This is a genomic window from uncultured Castellaniella sp. (genome assembly GCF_937988725.1).
In the GTDB taxonomy this organism is placed as follows: Bacteria; Pseudomonadota; Gammaproteobacteria; order Burkholderiales; family Burkholderiaceae_B; genus Castellaniella.
Genome location: NZ_CALKHS010000004.1, coordinates 383,693 through 409,147 on the forward strand (window position 1 = coordinate 383,693; position 25,455 = coordinate 409,147).

Consider the following 25,455-nt stretch of genomic DNA (forward strand, 5'->3'; position numbering starts at 1 on the left):
GTAGAAGCAGGGGGGCTACAGCCGCTGGCCCTGCAGCAGATGGCGGGCCAGGGGCTTGCGCAGGGCCGGCAGCAGGTCCAGCGCCGCCAGGCCCAGGCCGCCCAGGTGGCGCATCACCGGGTTGGGCGTGGCGAAGGCGCGCGGCAGCAAGTCGGTGATGCCCAGGGTCAGCCCGCGATCCAGGCGGCGGCGGCGGGCGTGCCGTTCCAGCAGGGGCTGCAGCGGCTGTTCGGGATCCGCCAGCCAGGGCTGCAGGGCATGCGCCAGTTGGGCGGCATCGCGCAGGCCCAGGTTCAGTCCCTGGCCCGCGACCGGGTGCAGGGTCTGGGCCGCGTTGCCCACGGCGACGATGCCCTGTCCCTGCAGGCTGGGGCCCGCATGCAGGGACAGGGGGAATGTGTGGACGCCGCCCGTCCGTTCCAGGGCCCCGAGCCGCTGGCCGAAGGCGTCCTGCAGGGCCTGGTCGAAGGCGGCCGGCGGCAGGTCGGCCAGGGCGCGGGCCTGGTCGGGCCGGACGCACCAGACCAGGCTGTACAGATCCTGCCCGGCGGGGTGGGGCAGCAGGGCCAGCGGGCCGGTGCGGGTGAAGCGTTCGAACGCGCGCCCGGCGACGGGCCGGACGGCCCGGACCGTGGCCAGCACGGCGGTCTGGCCGTATTCGCGATGCAGCCCCTGGGGCCGGGCGCCGTCGGACATCAGCGCCAGGCGGCTGGTGGCGGGGCCGTCGGCCAGTCGCAGGGTGACGGGCTGGCCGGGCCGGGGCCGGGCCGGGCGTTCCGCGATCCGCCGCACGCCGCTGCGCCCCACCGCCGCATGCAGGGATTCCAGCAGAGCGTCGTAGGCCACGACGCAGCCCAGGCGGGGCACGCCCAGTTCCGCCTGGTCGATCAGGGTGCGGCCCAGGTGTCCCGCCTGGGATACGTGCACGGTCAGGATGTCGGCGGCGCGGGCCGGCCAGGCTCCCAGGTGCTGCAGCAGCTGGCGGCTGCCGTGGTTCAGGGCCAGGGCGCGGGGATCGATGGCCTGGTCGGGCGCGCGCGGAGCCGGATCGGGGCCCATCAGGGCGATGCGGTCCGGGCGCGGCGCGCTGCGGGCCAGGTCCAGGGCCAGCACGCAGCCGACCGGGCCGGAGCCGAGAATCACGATGTCGTAGGTCGGATCGGACATGGGCAGGGCGGATGATCGGGAAAAACGACCATTTTAGAATGCTTTAAACTAAGCGGATCGCGTTTTTCCAAGCCTTCTGCCCGTCTCATGGATCTGCTTGCCTGGCTGCAGCCCTGGGAATTTTCTCCCACTCTGGTACTGGCCTTCCTGGCCTCGGCATGGCTGTTCCTGCGCGGACTGCGTGTCCACCATGTGGGTCGCGTGCGCCAGACCTTGTTCTGGATCGGCTGGGTGCTGCTGTACCTGTCCCTGCATACCCGGCTGGATTACTACGCCGAGCGCATGTTCTTCATCCATCGCGTGCAGCATCTGGTGCTGCACCATCTGGGGCCCTTGCTGATCATGGGCGCGTATCCCGGCCAGGTCATGCGGGCGGGCCTGCCCCTGCGCTGGCGCGTGTGGCTGGCGGATGCGCGGCGGCGCGGCCCGGTGCGGCGCCTGGAAGCCCTGGCCACCCATCGTTTTCTGATTCCCTTCCTGTTCGTCCTGCTGGTGCTGATCTGGCTGGAACCCACGGTGCAGTTCTATTCCATGCTGGACTGGCGCATCTACCGCTTCATGAACTGGTCGGTGGTCATCAGCGGCCTGCTTTACTGGAATTTGATCCTGGACCGGCGGCCCCATCCGCCCGCCGCCCTGTCCGCGGGCGGCCGCATCTTTTCCCCGATCTTCACCATGGCGCCGCAGATGCTGGCCGGGGCGATCATCGCTTTCACGGGGCATGATCTGTATCCGGTCTTCGATCTCTGCGGCCGGGCGCTGCCCGGGTTCAGCGCGCTGGACGACCAGGTGATCGGCGGGCTGATCATGTGGGTGCCGGCGGGGCTGATCGAAACCTTCGGCCTGCTGTACGCCCTGGGCACCCTGATGCGCCTGTCCTCGCGCGGCCGCCTGCCGCCGCCCAGACGCCGGGTTCCGCGCCCCTCGGCCCGCGCGGTTTCGTAGGATGCCCATGAATCCCTGCCTGCGCCGGATCGGACAAACCCTGTGCCTGTCGGCGGCGCTGGCCTGCGCCTTTCCCGCCTGGAGCCAGCCCATGGGGCTGCCCTCCATGGGTGCGGCGTCGGCGTCGGAACTGTCGCCCCTGGTGGAGCACACCCTGGGCCAGGCCATCATGGAACAGGGCCGCCATGACCCGACCTACATCGCGGATCTGGACATCAACCAGTACCTGACCGCCCTGGGACGCAAGCTGGCCGCGCACGCGCCGCAGGCGCTGTCCCAGACCATCACCGTTTTCGCGGTGCGCGATCCGGCCATCAACGCCTTCGCCCTGCCGGGCGGCTACATCGGCATCAACAGCGGCCTGGTCGTGGCCGCCCAGAGCGAATCCGAGCTGGCGGGGGTCCTGGCGCACGAGATCGGCCACGTCATGCAGCGCCACATCGCCCGGGGCATCGCCCAGCAATCGCAGGGCACCGGCCTGATGGTGGCCACCCTGGTCGGCGCCCTGCTGGCCGCTCTGGCGGGGCAGGGGGATCTGGCCATGGGGGTGGCGACGTTCGGCCAGGCCGCCACGATCGATCGCCAGTTGGGCTTTTCCCGCAGCGCCGAACAGGAAGCCGACCGCGCCGGATTCCAGATGATGCGCCAGGCGGGGTTCGACCCCCGGGGCATGCTGGACATGTTCCGGCGCCTGATGAACGCGTCGCGCCTGAACGAGGGCACGGGCGGCGGCTATGCCTCGACCCACCCCCTGTCCATCCAGCGCCTGTCCGACATCGAGAACCGGCTGGCCGAACTGCCCCCCGCCGCCGCGCACCCCGATCCCGAATTCTGGTTCGTGCGGGCGCGCCTGGCGCTGCTCCAGGCGCGCGGCGGCGCCGATGAGCGTCTGCGGCAGACCTTCAAGAGCGAGGCCCGCGACCGGCAGGGCAGCCGCAAGGCCGCCGCCCTGTACGGCCTGGCCTGGCTGGACTGGAAGGCGGGGCAGGCCGAGGCCGCCCGGCAGCAGCTGGAGGCCGCCCGGGCGGTGCAGACCGCGCCGCAGCTGGACATGCTGGACGTCCGCCTGGCGCGGGCGCGCAGCCCGAGCGCCGCGGCGGATGCGTCCGCCCAGGCCTGGAAACGCTGGCCGCAGAGCCAGGGGGTCGCGGACGAGCGCGCGCGCGCCCTGCAGGCGGCGGGCCAGGATCAGGCGGCGGTGGATTTCCTGAAGGCCGCCGTCCGGCAATGGCCCGACACGCCGGAATTCCAGCAACTGCTGTCCAACAGCCTGGAACGCCTGGGCGACAAGGTCCAGGCGCACGAAGCCATGGCGTCCTACTTCGAGCAGACGGGCGCCCTGCCGACGGCCATGGAGCACCTGCAGCAGGCGCGTCGCCTGTCCAAGGACTTCTACGAGCAGTCGCGTCTGGACATGCGCATCCGCGCCCTGCGCGACAGCCTGGAAAACCAGCGGGCGCTGCTGGAACCCTACAAGAAGAAATAGCGCGCCGCGCGGGCGGGAGACTAGCGCCCGCTGTCGAAGAACTGCAGCAGGCGGGCGGGCAGCCAGCCCAGGTGGCCGGGGAACATGCCGGTGACGAAACTGGCGTGTCCCCCCTGGCCGGGCTGGTGCAGCAGGACGTCCGGGGACACATCGCGGCTGCCGGGCAGGGATGCCTCGGGCACGAAGGGGTCGTTGCGGGCGTTCAGGATCAGCGTGGGCACGCGGATGCCGGACAGCAGCGGCAGGCTGGCCGCCCGGGTCCAGTAGTCCAGCGCGTTCCGGTAGCCGTGCATGGGGGCGGTGTACAGATCGTCGAACTCGCGCAGGCTGCGCATGCGCTGGGTGCGCAGCACGTCCACCGAGCCCGGGAATTCCTGCGCCTTGTCGAAGATCTTGCGGCGGATGCTGCGCAGAAAGTGACGTGAATACAACTGCCGTCCCCATACGGTATCCGACAGCCGGCGCCCGCAGGCGGCCAGGTCCATGGGCACGGAAACGGCGGCGGCGGCGCGCAGGCCCCGCACGCCGTGGCCGGTTTCGCCCAGGTGCTTCAGCAGCGCGTTGCCCCCCAGGGAAATGCCCGCGGCATGCCAGGCGGCCTGCGGCAGACGCGAGCGGGCATGGTCCAGCATGAAGGCGATTTCAGCGGAATCACCGCTGTAGTAGGCCCGCGCCATGCGGTTGGGCACGCCCGAGCAGCTGCGGAAATGAGCGGCCGCCACGGTCCAGCCCCGGTTGCGGAAGGCATGGGCGGCGGCCTGCATGTAAGGGCTCAGGCTGCTGCCTTCCAGACCGTGGAACAGGATCAGGGCGGGGGCGTTCGCGGGCAGCCTGGACCAGTCGGCCGGCTCCATCCAGCGGCTGGCGGCCGTGCCGACCAGGCTGGATTCGTGGGGCGTAGGCTGGCCGTCGGGCCGGACGTGCGGATCCAGGCCCGGACTGCACCAGTCCAGGTCCACGAAATCGCCGTCGGGCGTGTCGACCCGTTCGCGGACGAAGCGGATCGCGGGGTGCTGCGCGCAGAAGGCGCCGTACAGCGTCTGCGTGTGCCCGCCCGGCAGCCAGGCCGGCACCGGACAGCGGCTGAGATCGAGGCGGGCGGACGGGTCAGGGACGGATGCCGGCCTGTTCGTGGCCATGCGGGTGGTCGCCGTCGCGCAGGATGTATTCAGTGCCACAGTACTGGCATCTGGCAACCCCGTTCTTCACGACTTCGATGTAGGTGCGGGGATGCATGGACCAGAGCGGTGACTTCGGGCCGGGGCAGTAGACCGGCAGGTCTTCGGCGCCGACGGCGATGGGTTCCGGTTTCGGGGATGAAGCGGGCGTGCTGCTCATGGAGGTTCCTGTCAGACTTTCGAGAGCCAGTGATGGTATTTCGGGGTTTTGCCCGAGACGGCTTCGAAGAATGCTTTTTGCAATTGGGCGGTGATGGGGCCGCGTTCCCCGGCGCCGATCTGGCGGCCGTCGATTTCGCGGATGGGCGTGACTTCGGCGGCCGTGCCGGTGAAGAAGGCCTCGTCGGCGATGTACAGATCGTCGCGCGTCAGGCGGCGGGACACGACCTGCAGGCCCAGGTCGGCGGCGATCTGGTGGATGGAGGCGCGCGTGATGCCGGTCAGGGCGCAGGCGATGTCCGGTTCGTAAATCACGCCGTCGCGCACGATGAAGAGATTTTCGCCCGAGCCTTCGGCCACGAAGCCGTTGGTGTCCAGCAGGATGGCTTCGTCGTAGCCGTGTTCCAGGGCTTCGGTGTTGGCCAGGATGGAATTGGCGTAGGTGCTGGCGATCTTCGCCCGGGGCATGGTGACGTTCACATGCTGGCGGGCGTAGGACGAGATCTTGACGCGGATGCCCTGCTTCAGGGCTTCTTCGCCCAGGTAGGCGCCCCAGGACCAGGCGGCGATGGCGACGTGCACCTGCGCGCCCTTGGGCGAGACGCCCATTTTTTCGGAACCGTAGAACACGATGGGCCGGATGTAGCAGGATTCCAGTTCGTTGCGGCGCACGACTTCGATCTGGGCTTCGGAGATCGCCTCGCGGGTGTAGGGGATCTTCATCTGGTAGATGTGCGCCGAATTGAACAGGCGCCGGGTGTGGTCTTCCAGGCGGAAGATGGCGGTGCCGTGGTCGGTCTTGTAGGCGCGCACGCCTTCGAAAACGGACAGGCCGTAATGCAGCGAATGTGTCAGGACGTGGGTGGTGGCGTCGCGCCAGGGCACGAGCTTGCCGTCATACCAGATCACCCCATCGCGGTCAGCCATGGACATTGCCGTCTCCCCAGATGAATAGGGCTTTATTGTACCAATTGCCCGCCCTGCGGCGATGCACGTTAAAATACGCTGTTCATGAACACGCAGGGCCGATTCCGGCGCCTGTGTTCCTCTAGCTACGAATGACCGAATCCACCCCCACCGATCCCATTGCCGAACAACCCGTCGCGTTTGGCCAGTTCGGCCTGCATCCAGGCATCATGCAGGCCATCGAGGCCACGGGCTACACGTCCGCCACGCCGATTCAGGCCAAGGCCATCCCGATCGCCCTGACGGGGCGCGACGTGATGGGGGCGGCCCAGACCGGCACCGGGAAGACCGCCGCGTTTTCCCTGCCGATCCTGCATCGCCTGATGCCGTTCGCCAGCAACAGCGCATCGCCCGCGCGGCATCCGGTGCGGGCGCTGATCCTGACCCCCACCCGCGAACTGGCCGACCAGATCCATGAAAACGTGCAGCGCTACAGCCAGTTCGTGCCCTTGCGCGCGGCCGTGGTCTTCGGCGGCGTGGACATCCGCCCGCAGAAAGAACAGCTGCGCCGGGGCTGCGAGATCCTGATCGCCACCCCCGGGCGGCTGCTGGATCACGTGGAACAGCGCAACGTGAATCTCGGCCAGGTCGGCATCCTGGTGCTGGACGAGGCCGACCGCATGCTGGACATGGGCTTCCTGCCCGACCTGGACCGCATCATGCGCCTGCTGCCCCCGGGGCGGCAGGGGCTGCTGTTCTCCGCCACGTTCAGCCCTGAAATCCGCAAGCTGGGCCGCAGCTTCCTGCGCACTCCTGTGGAAGTCGAAGTGGCCCGGCCCAATGCCACGGCCGACACCGTCACGCAAATTGCCTATCCCCTGGAAGGCGACGCCAAGCGCCGCGCCGTGGTGCATCTGGTGAAATCCCGCCAGCTCAGCCAGGTCATCGTGTTCTCCAACACGAAGATCGGCTGCAGCCGCCTGGCGCGGCAGCTGGAACAGGACGGCATCCGCGCGGAATCCATCCATGGCAACAAGTCCCAGATCGAACGCATGAAGGCCCTGGACGCCTTCAAGGCCGGCACGCTGGAAGTCCTGGTCGCCACGGACGTGGCCGCCCGGGGGCTGGACGTGGCCGGGATTCCCTGCGTCATCAATTACGACCTGCCGCGCAATCCCGAGGACTACGTGCACCGCATCGGCCGCACGGGCCGCGCCGGCGCGGAGGGCGAAGCCATCGCGTTGTTCGCCCCGGATGAAGAGCGCTATCTGCTGGACATCGAGAAACTCATCAAGACCAAGATCCCGCGCGGGGAACTGGAACTGCCGCGCGAACCCCGCCGCCGGCCGGTGGGGTCGCACCGCGCCTCCGGGCCGGGCTGGCATGCCCCGCAAGCCCCCCTGGATGACTTCTTCTCCAAACCGTACGTTCCGGCGGCCGTCAGCGACCAGCCCGCCGCGCCGGACGTGCGTCCCGCGGTCACGCCCGCGCGGCGTCCCGTCGGGGTGCTGCTGGGCGGCGCCCGCAAGTCCGACTGATCCGCCTGGCCGGCGGGTTCGGGGCGCTTCAGGCGCCCGCCAGCTCGCCGATCAGGCCCGGGCCGCCGGCCAGCACCGGCAGTTCGTCCGCGCCGTCCAGCAGGCGCTGCAGATGTTCGGCATAGGGCAGCTGCACTCCCCAGAAGCGCGTGCCGGCGCGATCCTGCACCAGCACAGTGGGGAAGTTTTCGATGTCTTCGTCGCCCAGCCAGTCGGGGCTGTCCTCCACATCCACCCAGATGAACGTCCAGCCGGGATATCGCTCGGCCAACGCTTCCAGGGCGGGTTGGTAGCCGTCGCAGGTGCGGCACCAGGCGGCGCAGTAGCAGACGACGCGGCGCCCGTCGTCCCGGGCCAGGCGCCCGCGCAGGGCGGGTAGATCGGTGTGGGGGTTGAATACTTTCATGAGGGCAATATAGTATGAAAATTCCTCCTTGTTTTCACACCTCGTGTGCCGTATGACGCATCAGAATCTTGCCCTGCGCGGGTCGCAGTCTTCCCGCGGGCTGTCGCTGGTCGGGCAGGCGTTTCGCCGCGCCCTGGTCAGCCAGCTTCATCCTCGCATGATCGCCGCGCTGTTCCTGCCTTTCGTGATCGCGGTGCTGGGCGCCATCGTCCTGCTGTGGTTCTTCTGGTCGCCCCTGACGGGCTGGCTGGACCAGGAGGCCTCGTCCTGGGGGGTGTTCAATACGGTGGACGGCTGGATGGTGGCCGTGGGCCTGTTCTCGCTCAAGCTCTGGCTGGTGCCCCTGATGGCCGCCGGCCTGCTGCTGCCGATGGCGGGGATCCTGGGCCTGGGCATCGCCGCCGTCTTCGTCATGCCGCTGGTGCTGCAGCACCTGGAAAAACGCGATTATCCGGGGCTGGGCCGCCAGGGGCAGCATGCGACCGTGCTCGGGACCTGGAATGCCGTCTGGGTGGGCGTGCTGTTCTGCCTGGGCTGGCTGCTGACCATGCCGCTGTGGCTGCTGCCGCCCATGGCGCTGATCCTGCCCATCTTCTGGTGGGCCTTCGCGCTGAACCGCATGCTGCGGGTCGACGCCATGATCGAACACGCCAGCCCGGCCGAGCGGCGCCTGCTGTGGCGCCGCCATAACCGGCAGCTGTGGCTGCTGGCCGCCGTCCTGGCCGTGATCAATCTGGTGCCCTTGTTCTGGCTGGTGATGCCGGTATTCTCGGCGCTGGTCTACGCCCATTTCTGCCTGGACGCCATCGGGCGCCTGCGGGCGGAAACCGTGATCGACATGCCGGCGCGCTAGCCGCGGCGCCCGGCCCCTGATTCCTGATCCTCACACGGAACTTCTTCGATGACATCCTCCCCGAGCATTCCTCCGGCTGCGTCCCAGGCGGCGCACGAACCCGTGCCGTCGGTGCGCCTGATCGCGATCGGCGACGAAATCCTGTCGGGCCGCCGCCAGGACAAGCACTTCTCCACCCTGATCGATCTGCTGCAGGCCCGGGGCATGCGGCTGAAGGCGGCGGAATTCATTTCCGACGACGAGGACGACATCGTCGCGTGCCTGCGGCGCAGTTTCGCGACCGGGGACCTGGTCTTCTGCTGCGGCGGCATCGGGGCCACGCCCGACGACCGCACCCGGCAGGCGGCCGCCCGCGCCCTGGGCGTGGGCCTGGCCCTGCATCCCGAGGCGGCCCGGCTGATCGGCGAACGCTGCGCGGAGATGGCGGCCAAGGGGCAGGGCAGCGCCGACATGTCCACGCCGGAAAACCAGCAGCGCCTGCAGATGGGGGTGTTCCCGGTGGGCGCGGACATCATTCCCAACAGCTACAACCGGATCCCGGGTTTCTTCATCCGCAACCACAGCTTCATGCCGGGCTTCCCCGTCATGGCCCATCCCATGATGGCCTGGACCCTGGATACCCGCTACGCCCGCTGGCATCACCAGGAAGCCCGGGTCGAGCATTCCTTCCTGGTCTTCGGCCTGCCCGAGTCTCGCATCACGCCCGCTCTGGAATCCCTGGAGCAGCGCTGGCCCGGCATCCGGGCCTTCAGCCTGCCCAATGTCGGGGATTCCGGCGGCCATCCGCACATCGAACTGGGCGTGAAGGGCGAACCGGGCGCCGCGGCCGAAGCCCTGGCCTGGCTACGCACGGAAGTCCAGTCCCTGGGGGGCAGCCTGAATCCGCCGATCTGAACGTTCCAGGCGCCGGATCGCCGTCGCGCGGCGTCCGGCATCCTGCCCGACCCATCCCCGAAGATCGGCCGGACAGGATATTTAGGGCTTGCCAGATGGAATGATTTTTCATAGTATGGAATTGTGGCATTGCAACAAATCCCTTTTATGGCGCGTTCCTCCAGTTCTCCCTCCCTGCTGCCGTCCCCCCAGCCTCCGCTGCGGGATACGGTGACCGAACACAGCTCCGTCACGATCCAGGTGCTGGACCGCGCCATGCGCATCCTGGACGTGCTGGCGGGGCAGCGCGATCCTGTGGCCCTGAAGGATCTGGCCGCCGCCACCGGGCTGCACGCCTCGACCACCCATCGCATCCTGGCCGACCTGGCCGTCGGGCGCTACGTCGAGCGGGTGGACAGCGGCCTGTACCGCCTGGGCATGCGCCTGCTGGAGCTGGGGTCCCTGGTCAAGGGGCGCCTGGACGTGCGCGCCGCCTCCATGGGGCCGATGCGCGAGCTGCATCGCCAGACGGGGCAGACCGTCAATCTGTCCCTGGCGCAGGGCGACGAGATCGTCTACATCGAGCGCGCCTGGAGCGAACGCTCCGGCATGCAGGTCGTGCGGGCCATCGGCGGGCGGGCGCCCTTGCACCTGACGTCCACCGGCAAGCTGTTCCTGGCCACCTGGGACGCGCGCAGCGTGCGCAGCTATGCCATGCGCACCGGCCTGGCCGGCAACACGCGCAACAGCATCACGCAGCTGGAACAGCTGGAACGCGAGCTGGCCCTGGTGCGGCGCCATGGCTATTCGCGCGACAACGAAGAACTGGAACTGGGCGTGCGCTGCATCGCCGCCGGGGTCTACGACGATACCGGCACGCTGCTCGCGGGCCTGTCCCTGTCCGCGCCCGCGGAGCGCATGCGCGACGACTGGATTCCGCTGCTGCTGTCGGCCACCACCAGCATTTCCGAGGCGCTCGGATACGAATCCCAAGGCTGAAAACGGGCCTTGCGCGGCGCCGTCCCGGCCCCATCCAATTATTTTGTTGCGTTGCAGCAAAAAATTCTTGACTTCCCTGGTGATTCCTTTAGAATTTCATTTGTGCGCTGCAACATTGTGGTTGCAGTCGAGAAGGTGCCGGGCATGATGCCTCTGAGGAAGCCTTCTACTTATTGACAAGGAGTCATCATGAGCGCAAACCCCCAAGCCCTGCTGGCCACGCAAAAGGCCGTCATCGACAACGTCCTGGCCGTCCAGGGCACTTTCTTCAGCGGCTTTGAAAAGCTGGTCGACCTGAACCTGAAGGCCACGAAGGCCGCTCTGGAAGACGTCGCCCAGAAATCCCAGGAAGCCGCCGAACTGAAGGACGCCCAGGAACTGCTGGCCTTCACCTCGGCGCTGGTGCGCCCGGAACAGGCCGTGGCCTACGGCAAGGACGTCTACGAAATCCTGGCCGACGTGCAAGGCGAACTGAGCAAGCTGGCTGAAGCCCAGCTGACCCAGAACCAGGAACGCGTCGTCGACGCCGTGGAACAGTTCTCCCGCAACGCTCCCACCGGCTCCGAAGGCGCCGTGGCGCTGCTGAAGTCCTCGCTGGCCACCGCGACGAACGCCTACGAATCCGCTGCCAAGGCTGCCCGCCAGGCCGCCAGCGCCGCTGAATCCAACTTCGCCGCCGCGACCAACGCCACCCTGAAGGCCGCCTCCGACGCGTCCAAGGCTTCCAAGCCCGCCCGCGCCCGCCGCTCGGCCAACTGATCGCAGCAGCGGCATCGGCCGGTTCCGTAGCCGGCCGATGCCGTCTTGAAAAGCCAGGCATCCGCCTGGCTTTTTTTCGTCCCTTTTTTCAAGATTCCTTCATCTTTCCGGGCGGGCTTGACCGTATACTCGCACAGGGCGCCTGCGGGCGTTTGTTCCAATCCGTCACAATTTGTCCAGGATCCCGAAGCATGTCCGCTGTGCGCCGCTCCCTGTTGCTGTTTGGCTTGCCGGCCCTGGCGGTGCTGGGAGCCGCCATCTGGTGGTTCAGCCGTCCGGCGGCCGCGCCGGCGCCCAAGGCCGGCAGCGGGCCCGTGCTGGTGCGCACGACCGAGGTCCGGGCCCAGGACATGCCGATCCGCCTGCCGGGGCTGGGCGCTGTCCAGGCCTGGGAAAGCGTCACGGTGCGTTCCCGCATCGATGGCCAGCTGGAATCCGTCGGCTTCAAGGAAGGCGACACGGTGCGCCAGGGGCAGTTGATCGCGCAGCTGGATGATCGGGCGCAGAAGGCGCAGCTGGCGCAGGCCGTCGCTCAGCGCAGCCGCGATCAGGCGCAGCTCGACAACGCCCGCCAGGACCTAAAGCGCTACGTCGAGCTGGCGCGCCATGCGGCCATCGATCGCCAGACGCTCGACACGCAGCGCGCCCAGGTGGCGGCGCTGCAGGCCACGGTGCAGGCCGACGAGGCCCAAGTCCAGGCCGCGCAGGTGCAGCTGGCCTACACCCGGATCGTGGCGCCCTTCGCGGGACGGACCGGCGCGCGGCTGGTGGACCCCGGCAACTTGGTGCGGGCCGCCGACGCCCAGGGGCTGGTGGTCATCAATCAGGTCGATCCCATCGCTGTCAGCTTTACCGTGCCGGATATCGCTTACGGGCAGATCCGCGACGCCTTGCTGGCGGCGGGCCAGGGCGCCGACGCTGCGCCGGATGCGATCCAGGTTCAGGTGTTGTCCCAGGGGCAGTCCCAGGTGCTGGGCCAGGGCAAGCTGGTGCTGGTGGACAATCAGATCGATGCCGCCAGCGGCACGCTGCGCCTGAAGGCCCGGCTGGCCAATCCAGGCCAGCGGCTGTGGCCGGGCCAGACCGTGGATGTGCGCCTGATTCTGGGGGTGCGGCATGACGCGCTGGTGGTGCCCGATCCCGCCGTGCAGCGCGGGGCGCAGGGCCTGTTCGTTTATGTGGTTGGCAAGGACGACGTCGCCCAGCCCCGGACGGTGCGGGTATTGGCCTCGCAGGACGGGCTCAGCGTGATCGCCCAGGGCCTGGCCGCGGGCGATCGCGTCGTGGTGGACGGGCAATACCGCTTGCGGCCCGGCGTGAAGGTCGCCGAAATCCAGCCCCAGGCGGGCGATGGCGCCAAGACCTCGGCGGGGGCCAAACCCGTCGCCGTCCCGGCCGCGAACGCCGCATCCTGAGCAGGGCTGAATCTTGAACATCTCCTCGCTTTTCATCCAGCGGCCCATCGGCACGTCGCTGTTGGCCCTGGCGCTCTTCCTGGTGGGGCTGGCGGTGTTTCCTCTGCTGCCGGTGGCGCCTTTGCCGCAGGTGGATTTCCCCACCATCCAGGTCACCGCCAAACTGCCCGGCGGCAGCCCGGAAACCATGGCCACCAGCGTGGCCCAGCCGCTGGAGCGGCAGTTTTCCACCATCCCCGGCCTGGCGCAGATGAGTTCGGAAAACACGCTGGGCGCCTCGCGCATCACGCTGCAGTTCGATCTGGACCGCAATATCGACGGCGCCGCGCTGGACGTGCAGACCTCGATTGCCGCGGCCGCCCGCCAGCTGCCGTCGAACATGCCCAGCCCGCCGACCTTCCGCAAGATCAATCCCGCCGATTTCTCGATCCTGCTGCTGTCCGTGCAGTCCGACGTCCTGCCGATCACCGTCGTGAACGACTACGCCGACAACATCCTGGCGCAGCAGCTGTCGCGGGTGGACGGCGTGGGGCAGGTGAATATCTTCGGTCAGCAGAAGCCCGCCATCCGGGTCCAGGTCGATCCACGCAAGATCGCCGCGCTGGGGCTGGACCTGGAATCGATCCGGGGGGTGATCGCCACCACCACCGTCAGCCAGCCCAAGGGCTCGGTGGACGGCACCCGGCAGAGCTACACCGTCTACACCAACGACCAGCTGACGGACGCGGACCAGTGGAACGACGCGATCGTCGCCTGGCGCAAGGGGGCGCCGGTGCGGGTGCGCGACATCGGCCAGGCGGTGCCGGGACCGGAAGACGCCAAGCAGGCCGCCTGGGCCTTCGCCGGGCGCGGCGCCGGCCCCAACGACGTGGCCATCGACGGCCGTTCCCTGGTGGTCGGCGTCACCAAGCAGCCGGGGGCCAACGTCATCGACACGGTGGCGCGCATCCGCGCCGAGATGCCCAAGCTGATGGCGGCCATGCCGGCCAGCGTGCACGTCAGCACCCTGATGGACCGCACCCAGAACATCCAGGCGTCCGTGCACGAGGTCGAATTCACGCTGATCCTGTCCATCGTGCTGGTGGTCCTGGTCATCTTCATGTTCCTGCGCAGCCTGGCCGGCACCCTCATTGCCAGCGTCACGGTGCCGCTGGCCCTGATGGGAACCTTCGCCCTGATGTACCTGGCGGGCTACAGCCTGGACAATCTGTCGCTCATGGCCCTGACGATTTCAGTCGGCTTCATCGTCGACGACGCCGTCGTGATGCTGGAAAACATCTGGCGCCACGTCGAAGAAGGCATGAAGCCCCTGGAAGCCGCCTTGCGCGGGGCGCGTGAAATCGGCTTCACCATCGTGTCGATTTCCGTGTCGCTGATGGCCGTGTTCATTCCCTTGCTGCTGATGGGCGGCATCGTGGGCCGCCTGTTCCGGGAATTCGCCGTGACGGTCGTCATGACCATCGGGCTCTCGGTGCTGGTCACGCTGACGCTCACGCCCATGCTCTGTTCGAAGTTCCTGCGCGACCTGCAGCACGTGCGGCACGGGCGCGTCTACCAGGCCTTCGAACGCGGCTTCGATATCCTGCTGGGCGCGTACCGGCGCAGCCTGGACGTGGTCCTGAACCACTCCTTCCTGACCCTGTGCGTGTTCCTGGCCACGCTGGCCGCCTCGGCGGCCCTGCTGGTGGTCATTCCCAAGGGGTTTTTCCCGCAGCAGGATACCGGCGCGATCTTCGGCCTGGCGGAAACCGCCCAGGACAGCTCCTTCGAAGCCATGAACGGCCGCATGATGGCCCTGGCCGACGTGCTGCGCCAGGATCCCGACATCGCTTCCTTCGGCATGACCAGCAATGCGCCGACCTTCAACACGGGCCGCTTCTTCATCAGCCTGAGGCCCCGCGACCAGGGGCGCACGGCCTCGGCCGACGCCGTGATCCGGCGGCTGAATCCGCAACTGGCGAAGGTGCCCGGCGTGCGCCTGTTCATGCAGGCGGGGCAGGACATCAACGTTGGCGGACGGATGTCGCGCACGCAGTACCAGTACACCCTGACCAGCGCCGATCTGGACGAGCTCAACGTCTGGGCGCCCCGGCTGCTGGATCGCTTTCGCACCCTGGCGCCCCTGACCGATCTGGCCACCGACCAGCAGAACAGCGCCAATACGGCGGTGGTGACCATCGACCGGGCGCGGGCCGCGATGTTCGGCATTTCTCCGGCCATGATCGACAACACCATCTACGACGCGCTGGGTCAGCGCCAGGTCGCCCAGTATTTCACCCAGATCAACAGCTACAACGTCGTGCTGGAAGTCACGCCCGAATGGCAGCGCGACCCGGACGTGTTCTCGCACCTGTACGTCACCTCGCCGCTGACGGGGCAGCAGGTGCCCCTGTCCAGCCTGGTGAAGGTGGACACCTCCAGGACCGGCTATCTGTCCATCAATCACCAGGGGCAGTTCCCGGCGGTGACGATTTCCTTCAACCTGGCGCACGGGTATTCGCTGGGCCAGGCGGTGGACGCCATCCAGCGGGCCCAGGCCGAAATGGCGGTGCCGATTTCGGTGCAGGGGTCTTTCCAGGGCACGGCCCAGGCCTTCCAGGAATCGCTGGCCACGCAGCCCTATCTGATCACGGCCGCCCTGGTGGCGGTCTACATCGTGCTGGGCCTGCTGTACGAAAGCTACATCCACCCGCTGACCATCCTGTCCACGCTGCCGGCGGCGGGAGTGGGCGCGCTGCTGATCCTGATGGTCAGCGGCATGGACTTCAGCGTGATCGCCCTGATCGGCATCCTGCTGCTGATCGGCATCGTGAAGAAGAACGGCATTCTGCTGATCGATTTCGCCATCGTGGCCGAACGCGAACAGGGGCTGTCCTCGCGCGAAGCCATCTACCAGGCCTGTCTGCTGCGTTTTCGCCCGATCCTGATGACGACCCTGTGCGCCCTGTTCGCGGGGCTGCCGCTGATGCTGGGCACGGGCGCCGGTTCGGAACTGCGCCAGCCCCTGGGCTACACCATGGTGGGCGGACTGATCCTGTCGCAGGCCCTGACGCTGTACACGACGCCGGTCGTCTATCTGTACCTGGACCGCGTGCATCATCATTACGTGCGTGGACGCGCGCTGAAACAGGCCCGGCGGCTGCGCAGCCGCCGGGTGGCCGCCCGCGCGGCGGGCCAGCCGGGCCGGTGATCCGGCCCGCCCGGCGTCCGGCCGGGCGGCGGCGTCGGGCGCCCCGGCCGCCGCTTTCGCGGCCGCAGCCGCTCAGTTCCGCGCCACCGACGTCAACCCCGCCACCAGCTGGTCGATGAAGAAGGTGTACAGCACGGCGATCGGGATGCTGGCGATCAGCGCCCCCGCCAGCAGCGGCCCCCAATGATAGACGTCGCCCCGGATCAGTTCGGTGGGCACCGCGATGCTGATGGTCTTGTCGGCCGTGTGCGTGACGAAGGCCAGGGCGTAGATGAATTCGCTGGTGGACAGGGTGAAGGCGAAGACCACCACCGTCATCAGGCCCGGCAGGGCCAGGGGCAATACCACGTGGATGAAGGCGCTGAAGCGGTTGTGGCCGTCGATCATCGCCTGTTCCTCGATGTCGCGCGGGATGCCCTTGAAGAACCCCATCAGCAGCCAGGTGCAGAACGGCACGGTGAAGGTCGGGTAGGCCACGATCAGCGCCCAGAGCGAATTCTGCAGGCCCAGGAATGCGATGACCTTGGAAAAGGGGATGAACAGCAGGGTGGGCGGCACCAGGTAGCTCAGGAAGATGCCGATGCCCAGGGTCTCGCCCCAGCCGCCCGCGATGCGGGCCAGCCCGTAGGCCGCCGGCACCGACAGCGCCAGCGTGATGACGACCACCGCCAGCCCCACCCAGACCGTGTTGATCAGCCACTGGACGAACTGCGTCTGGAAGAACAGCAGCTTGATGTTCGCCAGGGTCGGCGGCGCGGAAAACCAGAAGGGGTTGGCCGCCGGTGAAAAGATGTCGCCCTGGGTCTTGAAGCTGGTGATCAGCATCACGTAGAACGGCAGGGCGGAAAACACCACGAACAGCAGCGTGGCGACATAGAGGCCGCCGGCGCGGGCGGGGGATCGGGATCCGGTGTGCATGGCTAGATCTCCCGGCGGCGGATGATGGACAGGATCACGATCGACACGGCGGCCAGCACCGGCAGCAGGAACAGCGCCGTCGCCGCGCCGCGCCCGAGCGATCCGCCCTGGACCCCGGTGAAGAAGGCCAGGGTGGGCAGGACCTGGGTGGCGTTGGCCGGACCGCCGCGCGTCAGGATGAAGACGGTGACGATGTCCGTGAACACGAAGACGAAGGTGAACAGGATCGTCACCCCGAACACGGGAATCAGCATGGGCAGGATGATGTGGAACAGGCGCCGGAAATAGCCCGCGCCATCGATCTCGGATTGTTCCAGGATGTCGCGCGGCACCCCGTTCAGGCCGGCGAGGATGATGACGGTGGCCAGCGGCAGCAGGCGCCAGACGTTGACCAGGATGATGGAGAACAGCGCCAGGCCGCTGCGCCCCAGCCAGAAGGTATTGTCGAAATCCCCGAACAGGGCGCCGGGATGGCCCAGCAGGCCCAGCCCGCGCAGGATCCAGTCCAGCGGACTGAACGTCGAGTCCAGCATCCACAGCCAGGCGATGGCGCTCAGGGACGCCGGCGCCGTCCAGGGCAGCAGGATCAGGAAGCGGATCAGCCACTTGCCCCGGATGGGGCGGATCAGCAGTTCGGCCTGGACGGTGCCCAGCACCAGCACGCCGATCAGGGTGGAGATCGTGATGACGAACGTATTGCTGACGGCCCGCAGGAAATCGGGGGTGTCCAGCAGCGCCTGGAAGTTGTCCAGGCCGATGAAGCGCATCACCGGGCTGCCGGTGGTGACGTCGTTGAGGCTGTAGATCACGGCCAGCACGATGGGAATGCCGAGCAGCAGGGTGATGTACAGGATGGCGGGCAGCACCATGCCCATGGCCAGCAGCGTGTCGCGCTGGTGCAGGGTCAGGGTCGAGGCGCGGCGAGCCATGGCCTCAGTCCCGGACCCGCAGGCCGGTGCGGGGATCGAAGCGGCGCATCAGCGCGTCGGGCACGCAGAAGGTGCGGGACTGTCCGGCCGCCAGGCCTTCGGCCAGCCGCTCGGGCAGCTTCAGGATGACGTCGCTGCGATTGGGCGTGAACGTGCCGTAGACCAGCGCGTCGGCCCCCAGGTTCTCCACCTGCTGGATCTCGACCGGCAGCATGTGGTGCTGCGGCAGGTCCGCCTGCTCGGTCAGGCGGGCATCTTCCGGGTGGAAGCCCAGCAGCTGGTCGCCCGATGGAATCAGGTTCATGGGGGGCGAGCCCATGAACTGCGCCACGAAGGTGTTGGCGGGTTCGTGGTAGATCTCGTAGGGAGTGCCGATCTGCTGGATCTTGCCGTGGTTCATGACGGCGATGCGCTGCCCCAGCCCCATGGCCTCGACCTGGTCGTGAGTCACGTACAGGGTGGTGATGCCGGTCTGCTGATGCAGGCGCTTGAATTCCCGGCGGGCCGAGTGGCGCAGCTTCGCGTCCAGGTTGGACAGGGGCTCGTCCATCAGGAACAGGCGGGGCGTCCTGACCAGGGCGCGGGCCAGCGCGACCCGCTGACGCTCGCCCCCGGACAGTTCGCGGGGCTTGCGGCCCAGGAGCTGGCCGATGCCGAACAGCTCGGCCGCCCATCGGACTTTCTCCTGGATCTGCGCGGACGGCATCTTGATGGCCTCCAGCGGAAAGGCGATGTTGCGGGCGACCGTCTTGTGCGGGTAGAGGGCGTAGCTTTGAAACACCATGGCGATGTTGCGCAGGCGCGGCGGCTCCTCGTTGGCCTCGCGCCCGTCGATGCGGATGACGCCGCCGCTGGGGTGCTCCAGCCCGGCGATGGTGCGCATCAGGGTGGATTTCCCCGAGCCCGAAGCGCCCAGCAGCACCAGGAACTCCCCGTCGGGAACATCCAGGCTGACGTCGTCGACCGCCTTGACTCGGCCATGGTCGTAGGTGGTGCTCAGGTGCTCGATGCTCAGGCTGGCCATGAGAGTTTCCTTGTCGCGGGTTCAGGCCTTCTTGCCGCCGATCAGGCCGCGGCCGCGCCATTGGGCATAGATGCTTTCGCATTGCTTGGCGGCTTCGTCCACCGCCTGTTCCGGCGTCAGGTCGCCTCGCGCCGCCTTGGCCATCATGTTGGGCAGGATGAAGGTGTTGAAGACCTCGCCCACGGCCGGGTTGGAATAGCCGGGGTGGCCCAGGTTGGTGGTCCAGTCCGGGGCCGGCACCAGGGGGGCCAGCTTGCCGTCGGCCTCGCCGTCCAGCTTGAACGGATCGTGGGCGAACCAGGCGTCGTTCAGGTTCTTCAGCGTCTTGGCGCCCTGGACCGCCGCATAGCCTCGGTCGCCGCCGGGCACGGGCGTGCCGAAGAAGCTGGGCGAGTTGTAGAGCTTGCTCTGGTACATGGCCTGATCGTAGTTGGCCGCCAGGTGCAGGATGAACTGCTTGGCCAGGTCTTCGCGGGCCTTGGCGAATTTCGGGATGATGTAGTTGTAGAGCACGTGCACGTTGGCCCAGCGGTCTCCCTTGGGCCCGGCCAGCGGGCCGGTGAAGAACACGTCCTTGGCGATGTCGGGCTTGGCTTCCTGGGCGGACCGGTAGGCCGAGATCGAATTGACGATGTAGGACGCCTTGCCCGCGATCAGGTCCTGGTTGTTGGATGCCGCATTCCAGGAAAAGATGGCCGGCGTCATGGTGCGGTGATACAGGTCGACCATGTATTTCACGGCTTCGATGGCCAGGGCGCGGTTGTTGCCCCGGCCCAGGATCACGTTGTCGTCCGCGTCCTGCACCGACGCCCCCCAGGACCACAGCACGGAACGCGCCACCATGTTCGAATCCAGTTCCTGGGACATGCCGATGCCCACCTGCACGCCTTGTTCCTTGCGGATCTTCTCGCCCGTGTCCAGCAATTGCCGCCAGGTGTCCGGGCCATTGGCCAGGCCGGCCTTGTCCCAGAGCGATTTGCGGTAGTCGCCGCAGTCGATGGTCCAGCCGTGGCAGAAGGCATACCAGGTCTTGACCACCGGGTTGTAGGACACGCGCCTGGTGATGGGGAAGATGTCGCCGAACTGCTTGGCGGCCTGCTGGTTGACGTCGGCCATGTCCAGCACGTTGGGGGTGAACTGGGCGGCTTCCGGTCCGAGCTCGATGATGTCGTGGCCCGAATTGGCGGACAGTTCGGACGTGGTGGCCGTGACCAGGTCGCCGATGTTGATGTGGTCGACCGTGACCTGCACGCCGTGGGCTTCGCCCCAGGCCTTGGCGAAGGCGTCGAACCATTTGTCGTAGCTGGGGACGAAATGACTCCATTGCAGGATCTTCAGGGTCTTGCCGGCGGCCAAGGCGCGGGCCGGCAGGAAGGGAACGCCCAGGACCGCCAGGCCGCCGGCCTGCAGGATGCGGCGCCGGGCGGGGGATAGGGGGGATGCGGAGCGGGCCAGGGGCGAATGCCCCCGGGAAAGGGTGGAGCGTACGGACGACATGACCTGCCTCCTAGAAAAGGGCAGGTCGTCAGACCGGATTCACTGGCGGCGGCGCTACCCAGAACAGATGGATATGCAGCTGCGTAGCGGTCGCGTGCTACCTGGCGCGTCACGCACGATGAAATCGTAGTTCAGTGTAACGCGGGTTTACAGGATCGGATGAGGTGAACGCGGGTAAACCCCTGGTGTTTCGCGCCCTCTGGCCGGCATCCGGCCGGACGGGCGGACCGTCAGGCCGGATGCCGGGGCGAAAGCGGTTCAGACGGCGGCGGTCTGTTTCGTCCGCCGGCCCAGCAGGGACAGCGCCGTGTCTTCGATCATGTCCTCCTGGCCGCCGACCATGCCGCGCCGTCCCATCTCCACCAGGATCTCCCGGGCGGGGATGCCGTATTTCTTCTCGGCCCGCTTGGCGAACAGCAGGAAGGATCCGTAGACCCCGGCGTATCCCAGCGTCAGGGCGTCCCGGTCGATGCGGATGGGGAAGTCCATCATGGGCACGACCAGGTCTTCGGCCACGTCCTGGATCTTGAAGACGTCGACGCCCGTGTCGATGCCCATCAGGTCCAGGACGGCGACCAGGACTTCCATGGGCGTGTTGCCGGCGCCGGCGCCCAGCCCCGCGCAGGCGGCGTCGATGCGGGTAGCGCCGGCCTCGATGGCGGCGATGCTGTTGGCGACTCCCATGGCCAGGTTGTGGTGGCCGTGGAATCCCAGTTCCGTTTCCGGCTTCAGGGCGTCCCGCACCGCCCGCAGGCGTTCGCGCACGGTGGCGGGCAGCAGGTGGCCGGCGGAGTCCGTCACGTAGATGCAGTTGGCGCCGTAGCTTTCCATCAGCCTGGCCTGTCCGGCCAGGCCTTCGGGGCTGTTCATGTGGCTCATCATCAGGAAGCCGACCGTGTCCATGCCCAGGCGGCGGCCTTCGGTGATGTGCTGTTCCGACACGTCGGCTTCGGTGCAGTGGGTGGCTACACGGATGGAGTGCACGCCGAGATCGTGCGCCATGCGCAGGTGGTCCGTCGTGCCGATGCCGGGCAGCAGCAGGGCCGAGACCCGGCTGTGCTTGACCACGGGCAGGACGGCCTTCAGGTAGTCCTCGTCCGAGTGGGCGGGAAAGCCGTAGTTGACCGATGCGCCGCCCAGGCCGTCGCCGTGGGTGACTTCGATCAGGGGCATGCCAGCCTCGTCCAGGCCCTGGGCGACGGCCCGCATCTGCTCCAGGGTGATCCGGTGCTGCTTGGGGTGCATGCCGTCGCGCAGCGTCATGTCGTGCAGGGTGATTTTCCGCGGTGTCTGTGTCATGTTCGTGTCCTTAGCTGGCGGTCGATTCGGTGGGGGCCGCGCGCCGCAGCATGTGTTCGGCCATCAGTTCGGCGGTCCGGGCGGCGGCGGCCGTCATGATGTCCAGGTTGCCGGAATAGGTCGGCAGGTAGTCGCCCAGGCCTTCGATCTCCAGGTAGATCGAGACCCGCTTGCCGTCGAAGACCGGGCCGTTGACGATGCGGTAGCCCGGCACGTATTTGCGCACCTGTTCCAGCATCCGGTGAATGGAGTCAGTGATGGCGGCTTCGTCGGGGTCCGTTTCCGTCAGGCAATGCACGGTGTCGCGCATGATCATAGGGGGCTCGGCGGGGTTCAGGATGATGATCGCCTTGCCCTGCTTGGCGCCGCCGATCTTCTCGACCGCGCCGGCGGTGGTGCGGGTGAATTCGTCGATGTTCTTGCGCGTGCCGGGGCCGGCCGAGCGGGACGACACGGTGGCGACGATTTCCCCGTAGGCCACGGGCTGCACGCGCGAGACGGCGTGGACCATGGGAATCGTGGCCTGGCCGCCGCAGGTCACCATATTGACGTTGGCCTGGTCCTGTTCTGCCAGGACCGCCAGGTTGACGGGGGGCACGCAGTAGGGGCCGATGGCCGCCGGCGTCAGGTCGATCATGCGCACGCCCAGGGCGGTCAGCTTGTCCGAATTGGCCCGGTGCACGTAGGCGCTGGTGGCGTCGAAGGCGAAGCGGATGTCGTCTTCCCGCACGTGGGGCAGCAGGCCGTCCACGCCCTGGTCGGTGGTCTTCAGGCCCAGTTCGCGGGCGCGTTTCAGGCCGTCGGACTGCGGATCGATGCCGACCATCCAGGCCGGCTCGATCCAGTCGCTGCGCATCAGCTTGGCCAGCAGATCCGTGCCGATGTTGCCGGGGCCGATGATGGCGGCCCGTAGTTTCTTTGTCATGGCGAGTTCCTCAGTATCCGAGCGCGAAATAGGGTCATGGGGGGCGCGCTCACTTGCCCATGAGACTCAGGGGCGCCAGCGACAGGGCTGGCACGTAGGTGATCAGCATCAGGACGGTCAGCATCGAGGCGATGAAGATCAGCGCCCCGGAGGACGCTTTCTCCAGACTGGTGCCGCCGATGCGGGCGCCGACGAAAAGGTTGACTCCGACCGGCGGCGTCACCATGCCGATGGCCAGGTTGGCGATGACCACGATGCCGAAATGCACGGGATCGACGCCGACCGCCAGCACGACGGGCAGCAGGATGGGGGTCAGGATGATGATGGCCGCCAGGGTTTCCATGAACATGCCGACGAACAGCAGCAGGACGTTGATCAGCAGCAGGATCAGGATGTGGCTGCTGGTCAGGCTGACCATGGCTTCGGCGATCATCACCGGAATGCGTTCGATGGTCAGGACCCGGCCGAAGATCGTGGCGGTGCCGACGATGAGAATGACCGTGGCCGACGTCAGCGCCGATTCCGCGATGACGCGGTACAGGTCCTTCCATTGCAGTTCCCGGTGCACGAAGACGCCGACGATGAAACCGTAGAGGACGCCGACGGCGGCCGCCTCGGTGGGCGTGAACACGCCCCCGTAGATGCCGCCCAGGATGATCAGGGGCACGAGCAGCGCCCATTTGGCGTCCCAGATCGTGGCGGAAATTTCCCGGAATGTGTAGCGGCGCTCGTCCCCCCTGTAGCCGCGCCTGCGGGCGCTGAGCCAGGCCACGGCGATCAGGCCGATGCCGATCAGCAGGCCCGGGATGATGCCGGCGATGAACATCTGCGTGATCGAGACGTTGGCCGAGACCGCGTAGATGATCATGGGGATGCTGGGGGGGATGATGATGCCGATGCTGCCGGCCGAGGCGATCAGGCCGACCGACCAGCCCCGGGCGTATCCCGCCTTGTTCATGGCCGGCAGCATGATGCCGCCGATGGCGGCCACGGTGGCGGGGCCCGAGCCCGAAATGGCGGCGAAGAACATGCAGGTCACGACCGCGATGATGGCCAGTCCGCCGGTGTAGCGGCCGAAGAAGACCGCGCCGACGTTCAGCAGGCGGCGCGACAGCCCGCCCTGGCCCATCAGTTCGCCGGCCAGGATGAAGAAGGGCACGGCCATCAGGGGGAAGGAGTCGATCGAGGTCACCAGACCCTGCGCGATGAAGCTGCTGCTGACCTTGCCGCTGTAGAGCAGGGCGAAGGCCGAGGCCAGCCCCAGGGAGATCGCGACCGGGACCGCGGCCGCCAGGAAGGCGACGAAGGTGCCGAAGAGGAGCAGGGATACCATGCTCAGGCTCCTTGGCGGATGGCGCGGATTTCGCCGCTGACGGCCTGCAGCAGGCGCAGCACCACCAGGCCGAAGCTCAGCGTGGGCGCCAGGTAGATCCAGCCCATGTAGATGCCCAGGGACGAGGATTTCTGTCCGAAGCGGAAGATCTTCATGGCCAGCGCCCAGCCTTCTTTCATGACCATGAAGGCGAACAGGCCGAAGACCGCGTAGGCGAAGATGTGCAGATAGCGCTGGCTGTTGCCCGACAGGCGTTCGCTGAGCGCGGTGACGCAGATGTGGGCCTTGCGCTTCACGCCGTAGCTGACGCCGATGTAGGTGGCCCAGATGAAGCAGTAGCGGGCCAGCTCTTCGGACCAGGTCAGGGAATTCAGCATGACGTAGCGCATGAAGACCTGGGCGCCGATCAGGAGGGACATGGCCGACAGCAGGAAGACGAGCAGGGCTTCCTCGAAGTGATCGTCGATCAGCTTGATCATCGTAGTGTTCCAGGGCGTGGGTCCCGCATGCCCCGGCGCCGGCGTCGGCCGGGCCGGGGCATCAGGCGGAACGCGGGCGCCCGCGTTCCGGGATGGGTTTAGCGGTTGACTTCAGCGACGATCGCTTCCACGACTTCCGCGCCGACCTTCTTTTTCACCGAGTCCTGGATGGGGCCCATGCGGCTGGCGAAGGCCGCGTGCTCTTCCGGCGTCAGGTCGATGATCTGCACCTGCGGCATGGCGGCGGCGGCCTTGTCGTCGGCCTTCCGGGCCAGGTCGCGCTGGAAGCTGGTGGCGTCCTTGACGGCCTGGTCGAAGATGGCGCGGTCTTCCGGCGAGAAGCTGTTGTAGACGTCCGGATTGATCAGGAGCGGCCACGGCGAATAGACGTGGTTGGTGCGGGTGATGTACTTCTGCACCTCGTAGAACTTCATGTCGTAGAACAGGTTGATGGGGCCTTCCTGGGCATCGAACGTGCCCTGCTGCAGGGCGGTGAACAGTTCGCCGAAGGCCAGCGGCGCCGGGTTGGCGCCTTCCGCCTTCCAGGCGGCGATGTGGACCTCGTTTTCCATGGTGCGCATCTTCATGCCTTCCAGATCCTTGGGGCTGCGGATCGGGCGCACGTTGTTGGTCAGCTGGCGAAAGCCGTTTTCCCAGTACGCCAGGCCCTTGATGCCGACCTTGTCCAGGCTGGCCAGCAGCCGCGTGCCGATGTCGCCGTCCAGGACCCGGTAGACGCCGGCGCGGTCCTTGAACATGAAGGGGATGTCCAGGGCGAAGAACTGGGGATTGAACGCGCCCAGCACCGCCGAGGAGATGAAGGTCATGTCCAGGTTGCCCAGCTGGACGCTTTCGATCTGTTCCCGTTCGCTGCCCAGTTGCGAGTTCGGGAAGATCTGGATGGTCAGGCGGCCGTCGGTCTTTTCCTTCAGTTGCCGGGCCATGTGTTCCAGCGCCTGGTGCCCGGTGCTGGTGGTGGATGACGAGTGAGCGGCTTTCAGCACGGTCTGGGCTGTGGTCGCGGCGGGGGCGCCCAGGCCGAGCGCCAGCGCAACCAGGCCGGGCGCCAGAAACGTGCCGCGCGCCAGGCGTCCGATGCGGGTGGGGATTGTCTTCATGTCTTCTCCGTTGTCGCGCCCTGGTCTGCGGATGGTGCAGCCATGGTGTGCGGTCCGGC

23 protein-coding genes are annotated in these 25,455 nt (G+C 67.5%); 9 read left to right on the plus strand and 14 right to left on the minus strand.

Annotated features, from left to right (window positions below; genetic code table 11):
- Positions 1–15: 15 nt before the first annotated feature.
- On the minus strand, positions 16–1,167 hold the full coding sequence (locus Q0263_RS05290) for an FAD-dependent monooxygenase (protein ID WP_298014035.1): 1,152 nt from the start codon (positions 1,165–1,167) through the stop codon (positions 16–18).
- 87 nt (positions 1,168–1,254) lie between these two features.
- Here Q0263_RS05290 and Q0263_RS05295 point away from each other — a divergent pair, with 87 nt between their 5' ends.
- The gene (locus Q0263_RS05295; RefSeq protein WP_298014038.1) at positions 1,255–2,112 is read left to right on the plus strand and encodes a cytochrome c oxidase assembly protein; all 858 of its coding nucleotides are present in this window, start codon (positions 1,255–1,257) and stop codon (positions 2,110–2,112) included.
- Positions 2,113–2,119: 7 nt separating this feature from the next.
- Positions 2,120–3,598, plus strand: coding sequence for a M48 family metalloprotease (locus Q0263_RS05300; protein WP_298014041.1), 1,479 nt, complete (start codon positions 2,120–2,122; stop codon positions 3,596–3,598).
- Positions 3,599–3,618: 20 nt separating this feature from the next.
- On the opposite strand, the gene Q0263_RS05305 is transcribed toward Q0263_RS05300, so the two are convergent.
- From Q0263_RS05305 to Q0263_RS05315, 3 genes are read right to left on the minus strand one after another with little or no spacing between them, the layout of a single operon-like run.
- Positions 3,619–4,737: an alpha/beta fold hydrolase gene (locus Q0263_RS05305; protein ID WP_298014043.1), complete on the minus strand. Its 1,119-nt coding sequence runs from the start codon at positions 4,735–4,737 to the stop codon at positions 3,619–3,621.
- Positions 4,706–4,936 (minus strand): zinc-finger domain-containing protein, encoded by a 231-nt coding sequence (locus Q0263_RS05310; protein ID WP_298014046.1) that lies wholly within the window; start codon positions 4,934–4,936, stop codon positions 4,706–4,708. Before Q0263_RS05310 ends, Q0263_RS05305 begins: the two co-directional genes overlap by 32 nt.
- 11 nt (positions 4,937–4,947) lie before the next feature.
- Positions 4,948–5,868, minus strand: a complete 921-nt coding sequence (locus tag Q0263_RS05315; protein WP_298014049.1) for a branched-chain amino acid transaminase — start codon at positions 5,866–5,868, stop codon at positions 4,948–4,950.
- 125 nt (positions 5,869–5,993) lie between these two features.
- On the opposite strand from Q0263_RS05315, the gene Q0263_RS05320 reads away from it, so the two are divergent.
- The gene (locus Q0263_RS05320) at positions 5,994–7,379 is read left to right on the plus strand and encodes a DEAD/DEAH box helicase (protein WP_298014052.1); all 1,386 of its coding nucleotides are present in this window, start codon (positions 5,994–5,996) and stop codon (positions 7,377–7,379) included.
- Between the two features lie 28 nt (positions 7,380–7,407).
- Here the strand turns inward: Q0263_RS05320 and Q0263_RS05325 are convergent, their stop codons facing one another.
- Positions 7,408–7,785: a thioredoxin family protein gene (locus tag Q0263_RS05325; protein ID WP_298014054.1), complete on the minus strand. Its 378-nt coding sequence runs from the start codon at positions 7,783–7,785 to the stop codon at positions 7,408–7,410.
- Positions 7,786–7,837: 52 nt separating this feature from the next.
- Here Q0263_RS05325 and Q0263_RS05330 point away from each other — a divergent pair, with 52 nt between their 5' ends.
- From Q0263_RS05330 to Q0263_RS05355, 6 genes are all read left to right on the plus strand, one after another.
- Complete coding sequence (locus Q0263_RS05330) at positions 7,838–8,638, plus strand: EI24 domain-containing protein (RefSeq protein WP_298014058.1); 801 nt, start codon at positions 7,838–7,840, stop codon at positions 8,636–8,638.
- 48 nt (positions 8,639–8,686) lie between these two features.
- Positions 8,687–9,532, plus strand: a complete 846-nt coding sequence (locus Q0263_RS05335; protein ID WP_298014061.1) for a molybdopterin-binding protein — start codon at positions 8,687–8,689, stop codon at positions 9,530–9,532.
- A 147-nt stretch (positions 9,533–9,679) separates the two neighbouring features.
- Positions 9,680–10,510, plus strand: a complete 831-nt coding sequence (locus tag Q0263_RS05340) for an IclR family transcriptional regulator (RefSeq protein WP_298014065.1) — start codon at positions 9,680–9,682, stop codon at positions 10,508–10,510.
- A gap of 189 nt (positions 10,511–10,699) precedes the next feature.
- Entirely contained in the window at positions 10,700–11,269 is a 570-nt protein-coding gene (locus Q0263_RS05345; protein ID WP_298014068.1) for a phasin family protein, read from the plus strand.
- A gap of 191 nt (positions 11,270–11,460) precedes the next feature.
- Positions 11,461–12,684 (plus strand): efflux RND transporter periplasmic adaptor subunit, encoded by a 1,224-nt coding sequence (locus Q0263_RS05350; protein ID WP_298014071.1) that lies wholly within the window; start codon positions 11,461–11,463, stop codon positions 12,682–12,684.
- 13 nt (positions 12,685–12,697) lie between these two features.
- The gene (locus Q0263_RS05355; RefSeq protein ID WP_298014074.1) at positions 12,698–15,874 is read left to right on the plus strand and encodes an efflux RND transporter permease subunit; all 3,177 of its coding nucleotides are present in this window, start codon (positions 12,698–12,700) and stop codon (positions 15,872–15,874) included.
- 72 nt (positions 15,875–15,946) lie between these two features.
- Here the strand turns inward: Q0263_RS05355 and Q0263_RS05360 are convergent, their stop codons facing one another.
- From Q0263_RS05360 to Q0263_RS05400, 9 genes are all read right to left on the minus strand, one after another.
- On the minus strand, positions 15,947–16,792 hold the full coding sequence (locus Q0263_RS05360; protein WP_298014076.1) for a carbohydrate ABC transporter permease: 846 nt from the start codon (positions 16,790–16,792) through the stop codon (positions 15,947–15,949).
- A gap of 2 nt (positions 16,793–16,794) precedes the next feature.
- Complete coding sequence (locus tag Q0263_RS05365; RefSeq protein ID WP_298014079.1) at positions 16,795–17,721, minus strand: sugar ABC transporter permease; 927 nt, start codon at positions 17,719–17,721, stop codon at positions 16,795–16,797.
- A gap of 4 nt (positions 17,722–17,725) precedes the next feature.
- Positions 17,726–18,745 (minus strand): ABC transporter ATP-binding protein, encoded by a 1,020-nt coding sequence (locus tag Q0263_RS05370; protein ID WP_298014082.1) that lies wholly within the window; start codon positions 18,743–18,745, stop codon positions 17,726–17,728.
- A 21-nt stretch (positions 18,746–18,766) separates the two neighbouring features.
- A complete protein-coding gene (locus tag Q0263_RS05375; RefSeq protein ID WP_298014085.1) occupies positions 18,767–20,242 on the minus strand; it encodes an ABC transporter substrate-binding protein in 1,476 nt (491 codons plus the stop codon).
- 258 nt (positions 20,243–20,500) lie between these two features.
- Positions 20,501–21,541 carry a 4-hydroxy-2-oxovalerate aldolase gene (gene dmpG, locus Q0263_RS05380; protein ID WP_298014088.1) on the minus strand — a complete coding sequence of 347 codons (1,041 nt, stop codon included), beginning with the start codon at positions 21,539–21,541 and terminating at the stop codon, positions 20,501–20,503.
- A 10-nt stretch (positions 21,542–21,551) separates the two neighbouring features.
- The gene (locus Q0263_RS05385) at positions 21,552–22,466 is read right to left on the minus strand and encodes an acetaldehyde dehydrogenase (acetylating) (protein WP_298014091.1); all 915 of its coding nucleotides are present in this window, start codon (positions 22,464–22,466) and stop codon (positions 21,552–21,554) included.
- A gap of 49 nt (positions 22,467–22,515) precedes the next feature.
- A complete protein-coding gene (locus tag Q0263_RS05390) occupies positions 22,516–23,799 on the minus strand; it encodes a TRAP transporter large permease (RefSeq protein ID WP_298014094.1) in 1,284 nt (427 codons plus the stop codon).
- 2 nt (positions 23,800–23,801) lie between these two features.
- The gene (locus Q0263_RS05395; protein WP_298014096.1) at positions 23,802–24,278 is read right to left on the minus strand and encodes a TRAP transporter small permease; all 477 of its coding nucleotides are present in this window, start codon (positions 24,276–24,278) and stop codon (positions 23,802–23,804) included.
- A 98-nt stretch (positions 24,279–24,376) separates the two neighbouring features.
- Complete coding sequence (locus Q0263_RS05400) at positions 24,377–25,396, minus strand: TRAP transporter substrate-binding protein (RefSeq protein WP_298014097.1); 1,020 nt, start codon at positions 25,394–25,396, stop codon at positions 24,377–24,379.
- Positions 25,397–25,455: the final 59 nt, after the last annotated feature.

Bases quoted from the DNA above. Each gene is read 5' to 3' on its own strand.
- dmpG (WP_298014088.1), bottom strand. From the start codon at position 21,541: ATGACACAGACACCGCGGAAAATCACCCTGCACGACATGACGCTGCGC.
- Q0263_RS05340 (WP_298014065.1), top strand. From the start codon at position 9,680: ATGGCGCGTTCCTCCAGTTCTCCCTCCCTGCTGCCGTCCCCCCAGCCT.
- Q0263_RS05350 (WP_298014071.1), top strand. From the start codon at position 11,461: ATGTCCGCTGTGCGCCGCTCCCTGTTGCTGTTTGGCTTGCCGGCCCTG.
- Q0263_RS05370 (WP_298014082.1), bottom strand. From the start codon at position 18,745: ATGGCCAGCCTGAGCATCGAGCACCTGAGCACCACCTACGACCATGGC.
- Q0263_RS05395 (WP_298014096.1), bottom strand. From the start codon at position 24,278: ATGATCAAGCTGATCGACGATCACTTCGAGGAAGCCCTGCTCGTCTTC.
- Q0263_RS05385 (WP_298014091.1), bottom strand. From the start codon at position 22,466: ATGACAAAGAAACTACGGGCCGCCATCATCGGCCCCGGCAACATCGGC.
- Q0263_RS05290 (WP_298014035.1), bottom strand. From the start codon at position 1,167: ATGTCCGATCCGACCTACGACATCGTGATTCTCGGCTCCGGCCCGGTC.
- Q0263_RS05375 (WP_298014085.1), bottom strand. From the start codon at position 20,242: ATGTCGTCCGTACGCTCCACCCTTTCCCGGGGGCATTCGCCCCTGGCC.
- Q0263_RS05320 (WP_298014052.1), top strand. From the start codon at position 5,994: ATGACCGAATCCACCCCCACCGATCCCATTGCCGAACAACCCGTCGCG.
- Q0263_RS05345 (WP_298014068.1), top strand. From the start codon at position 10,700: ATGAGCGCAAACCCCCAAGCCCTGCTGGCCACGCAAAAGGCCGTCATC.
- Q0263_RS05305 (WP_298014043.1), bottom strand. From the start codon at position 4,737: ATGGCCACGAACAGGCCGGCATCCGTCCCTGACCCGTCCGCCCGCCTC.
- Q0263_RS05390 (WP_298014094.1), bottom strand. From the start codon at position 23,799: ATGGTATCCCTGCTCCTCTTCGGCACCTTCGTCGCCTTCCTGGCGGCC.
- Q0263_RS05295 (WP_298014038.1), top strand. From the start codon at position 1,255: ATGGATCTGCTTGCCTGGCTGCAGCCCTGGGAATTTTCTCCCACTCTG.
- Q0263_RS05330 (WP_298014058.1), top strand. From the start codon at position 7,838: ATGACGCATCAGAATCTTGCCCTGCGCGGGTCGCAGTCTTCCCGCGGG.
- Q0263_RS05365 (WP_298014079.1), bottom strand. From the start codon at position 17,721: ATGGCTCGCCGCGCCTCGACCCTGACCCTGCACCAGCGCGACACGCTG.
- Q0263_RS05310 (WP_298014046.1), bottom strand. From the start codon at position 4,936: ATGAGCAGCACGCCCGCTTCATCCCCGAAACCGGAACCCATCGCCGTC.
- Q0263_RS05335 (WP_298014061.1), top strand. From the start codon at position 8,687: ATGACATCCTCCCCGAGCATTCCTCCGGCTGCGTCCCAGGCGGCGCAC.
- Q0263_RS05315 (WP_298014049.1), bottom strand. From the start codon at position 5,868: ATGTCCATGGCTGACCGCGATGGGGTGATCTGGTATGACGGCAAGCTC.
- Q0263_RS05360 (WP_298014076.1), bottom strand. From the start codon at position 16,792: ATGCACACCGGATCCCGATCCCCCGCCCGCGCCGGCGGCCTCTATGTC.
- Q0263_RS05325 (WP_298014054.1), bottom strand. From the start codon at position 7,785: ATGAAAGTATTCAACCCCCACACCGATCTACCCGCCCTGCGCGGGCGC.
- Q0263_RS05300 (WP_298014041.1), top strand. From the start codon at position 2,120: ATGAATCCCTGCCTGCGCCGGATCGGACAAACCCTGTGCCTGTCGGCG.
- Q0263_RS05400 (WP_298014097.1), bottom strand. From the start codon at position 25,396: ATGAAGACAATCCCCACCCGCATCGGACGCCTGGCGCGCGGCACGTTT.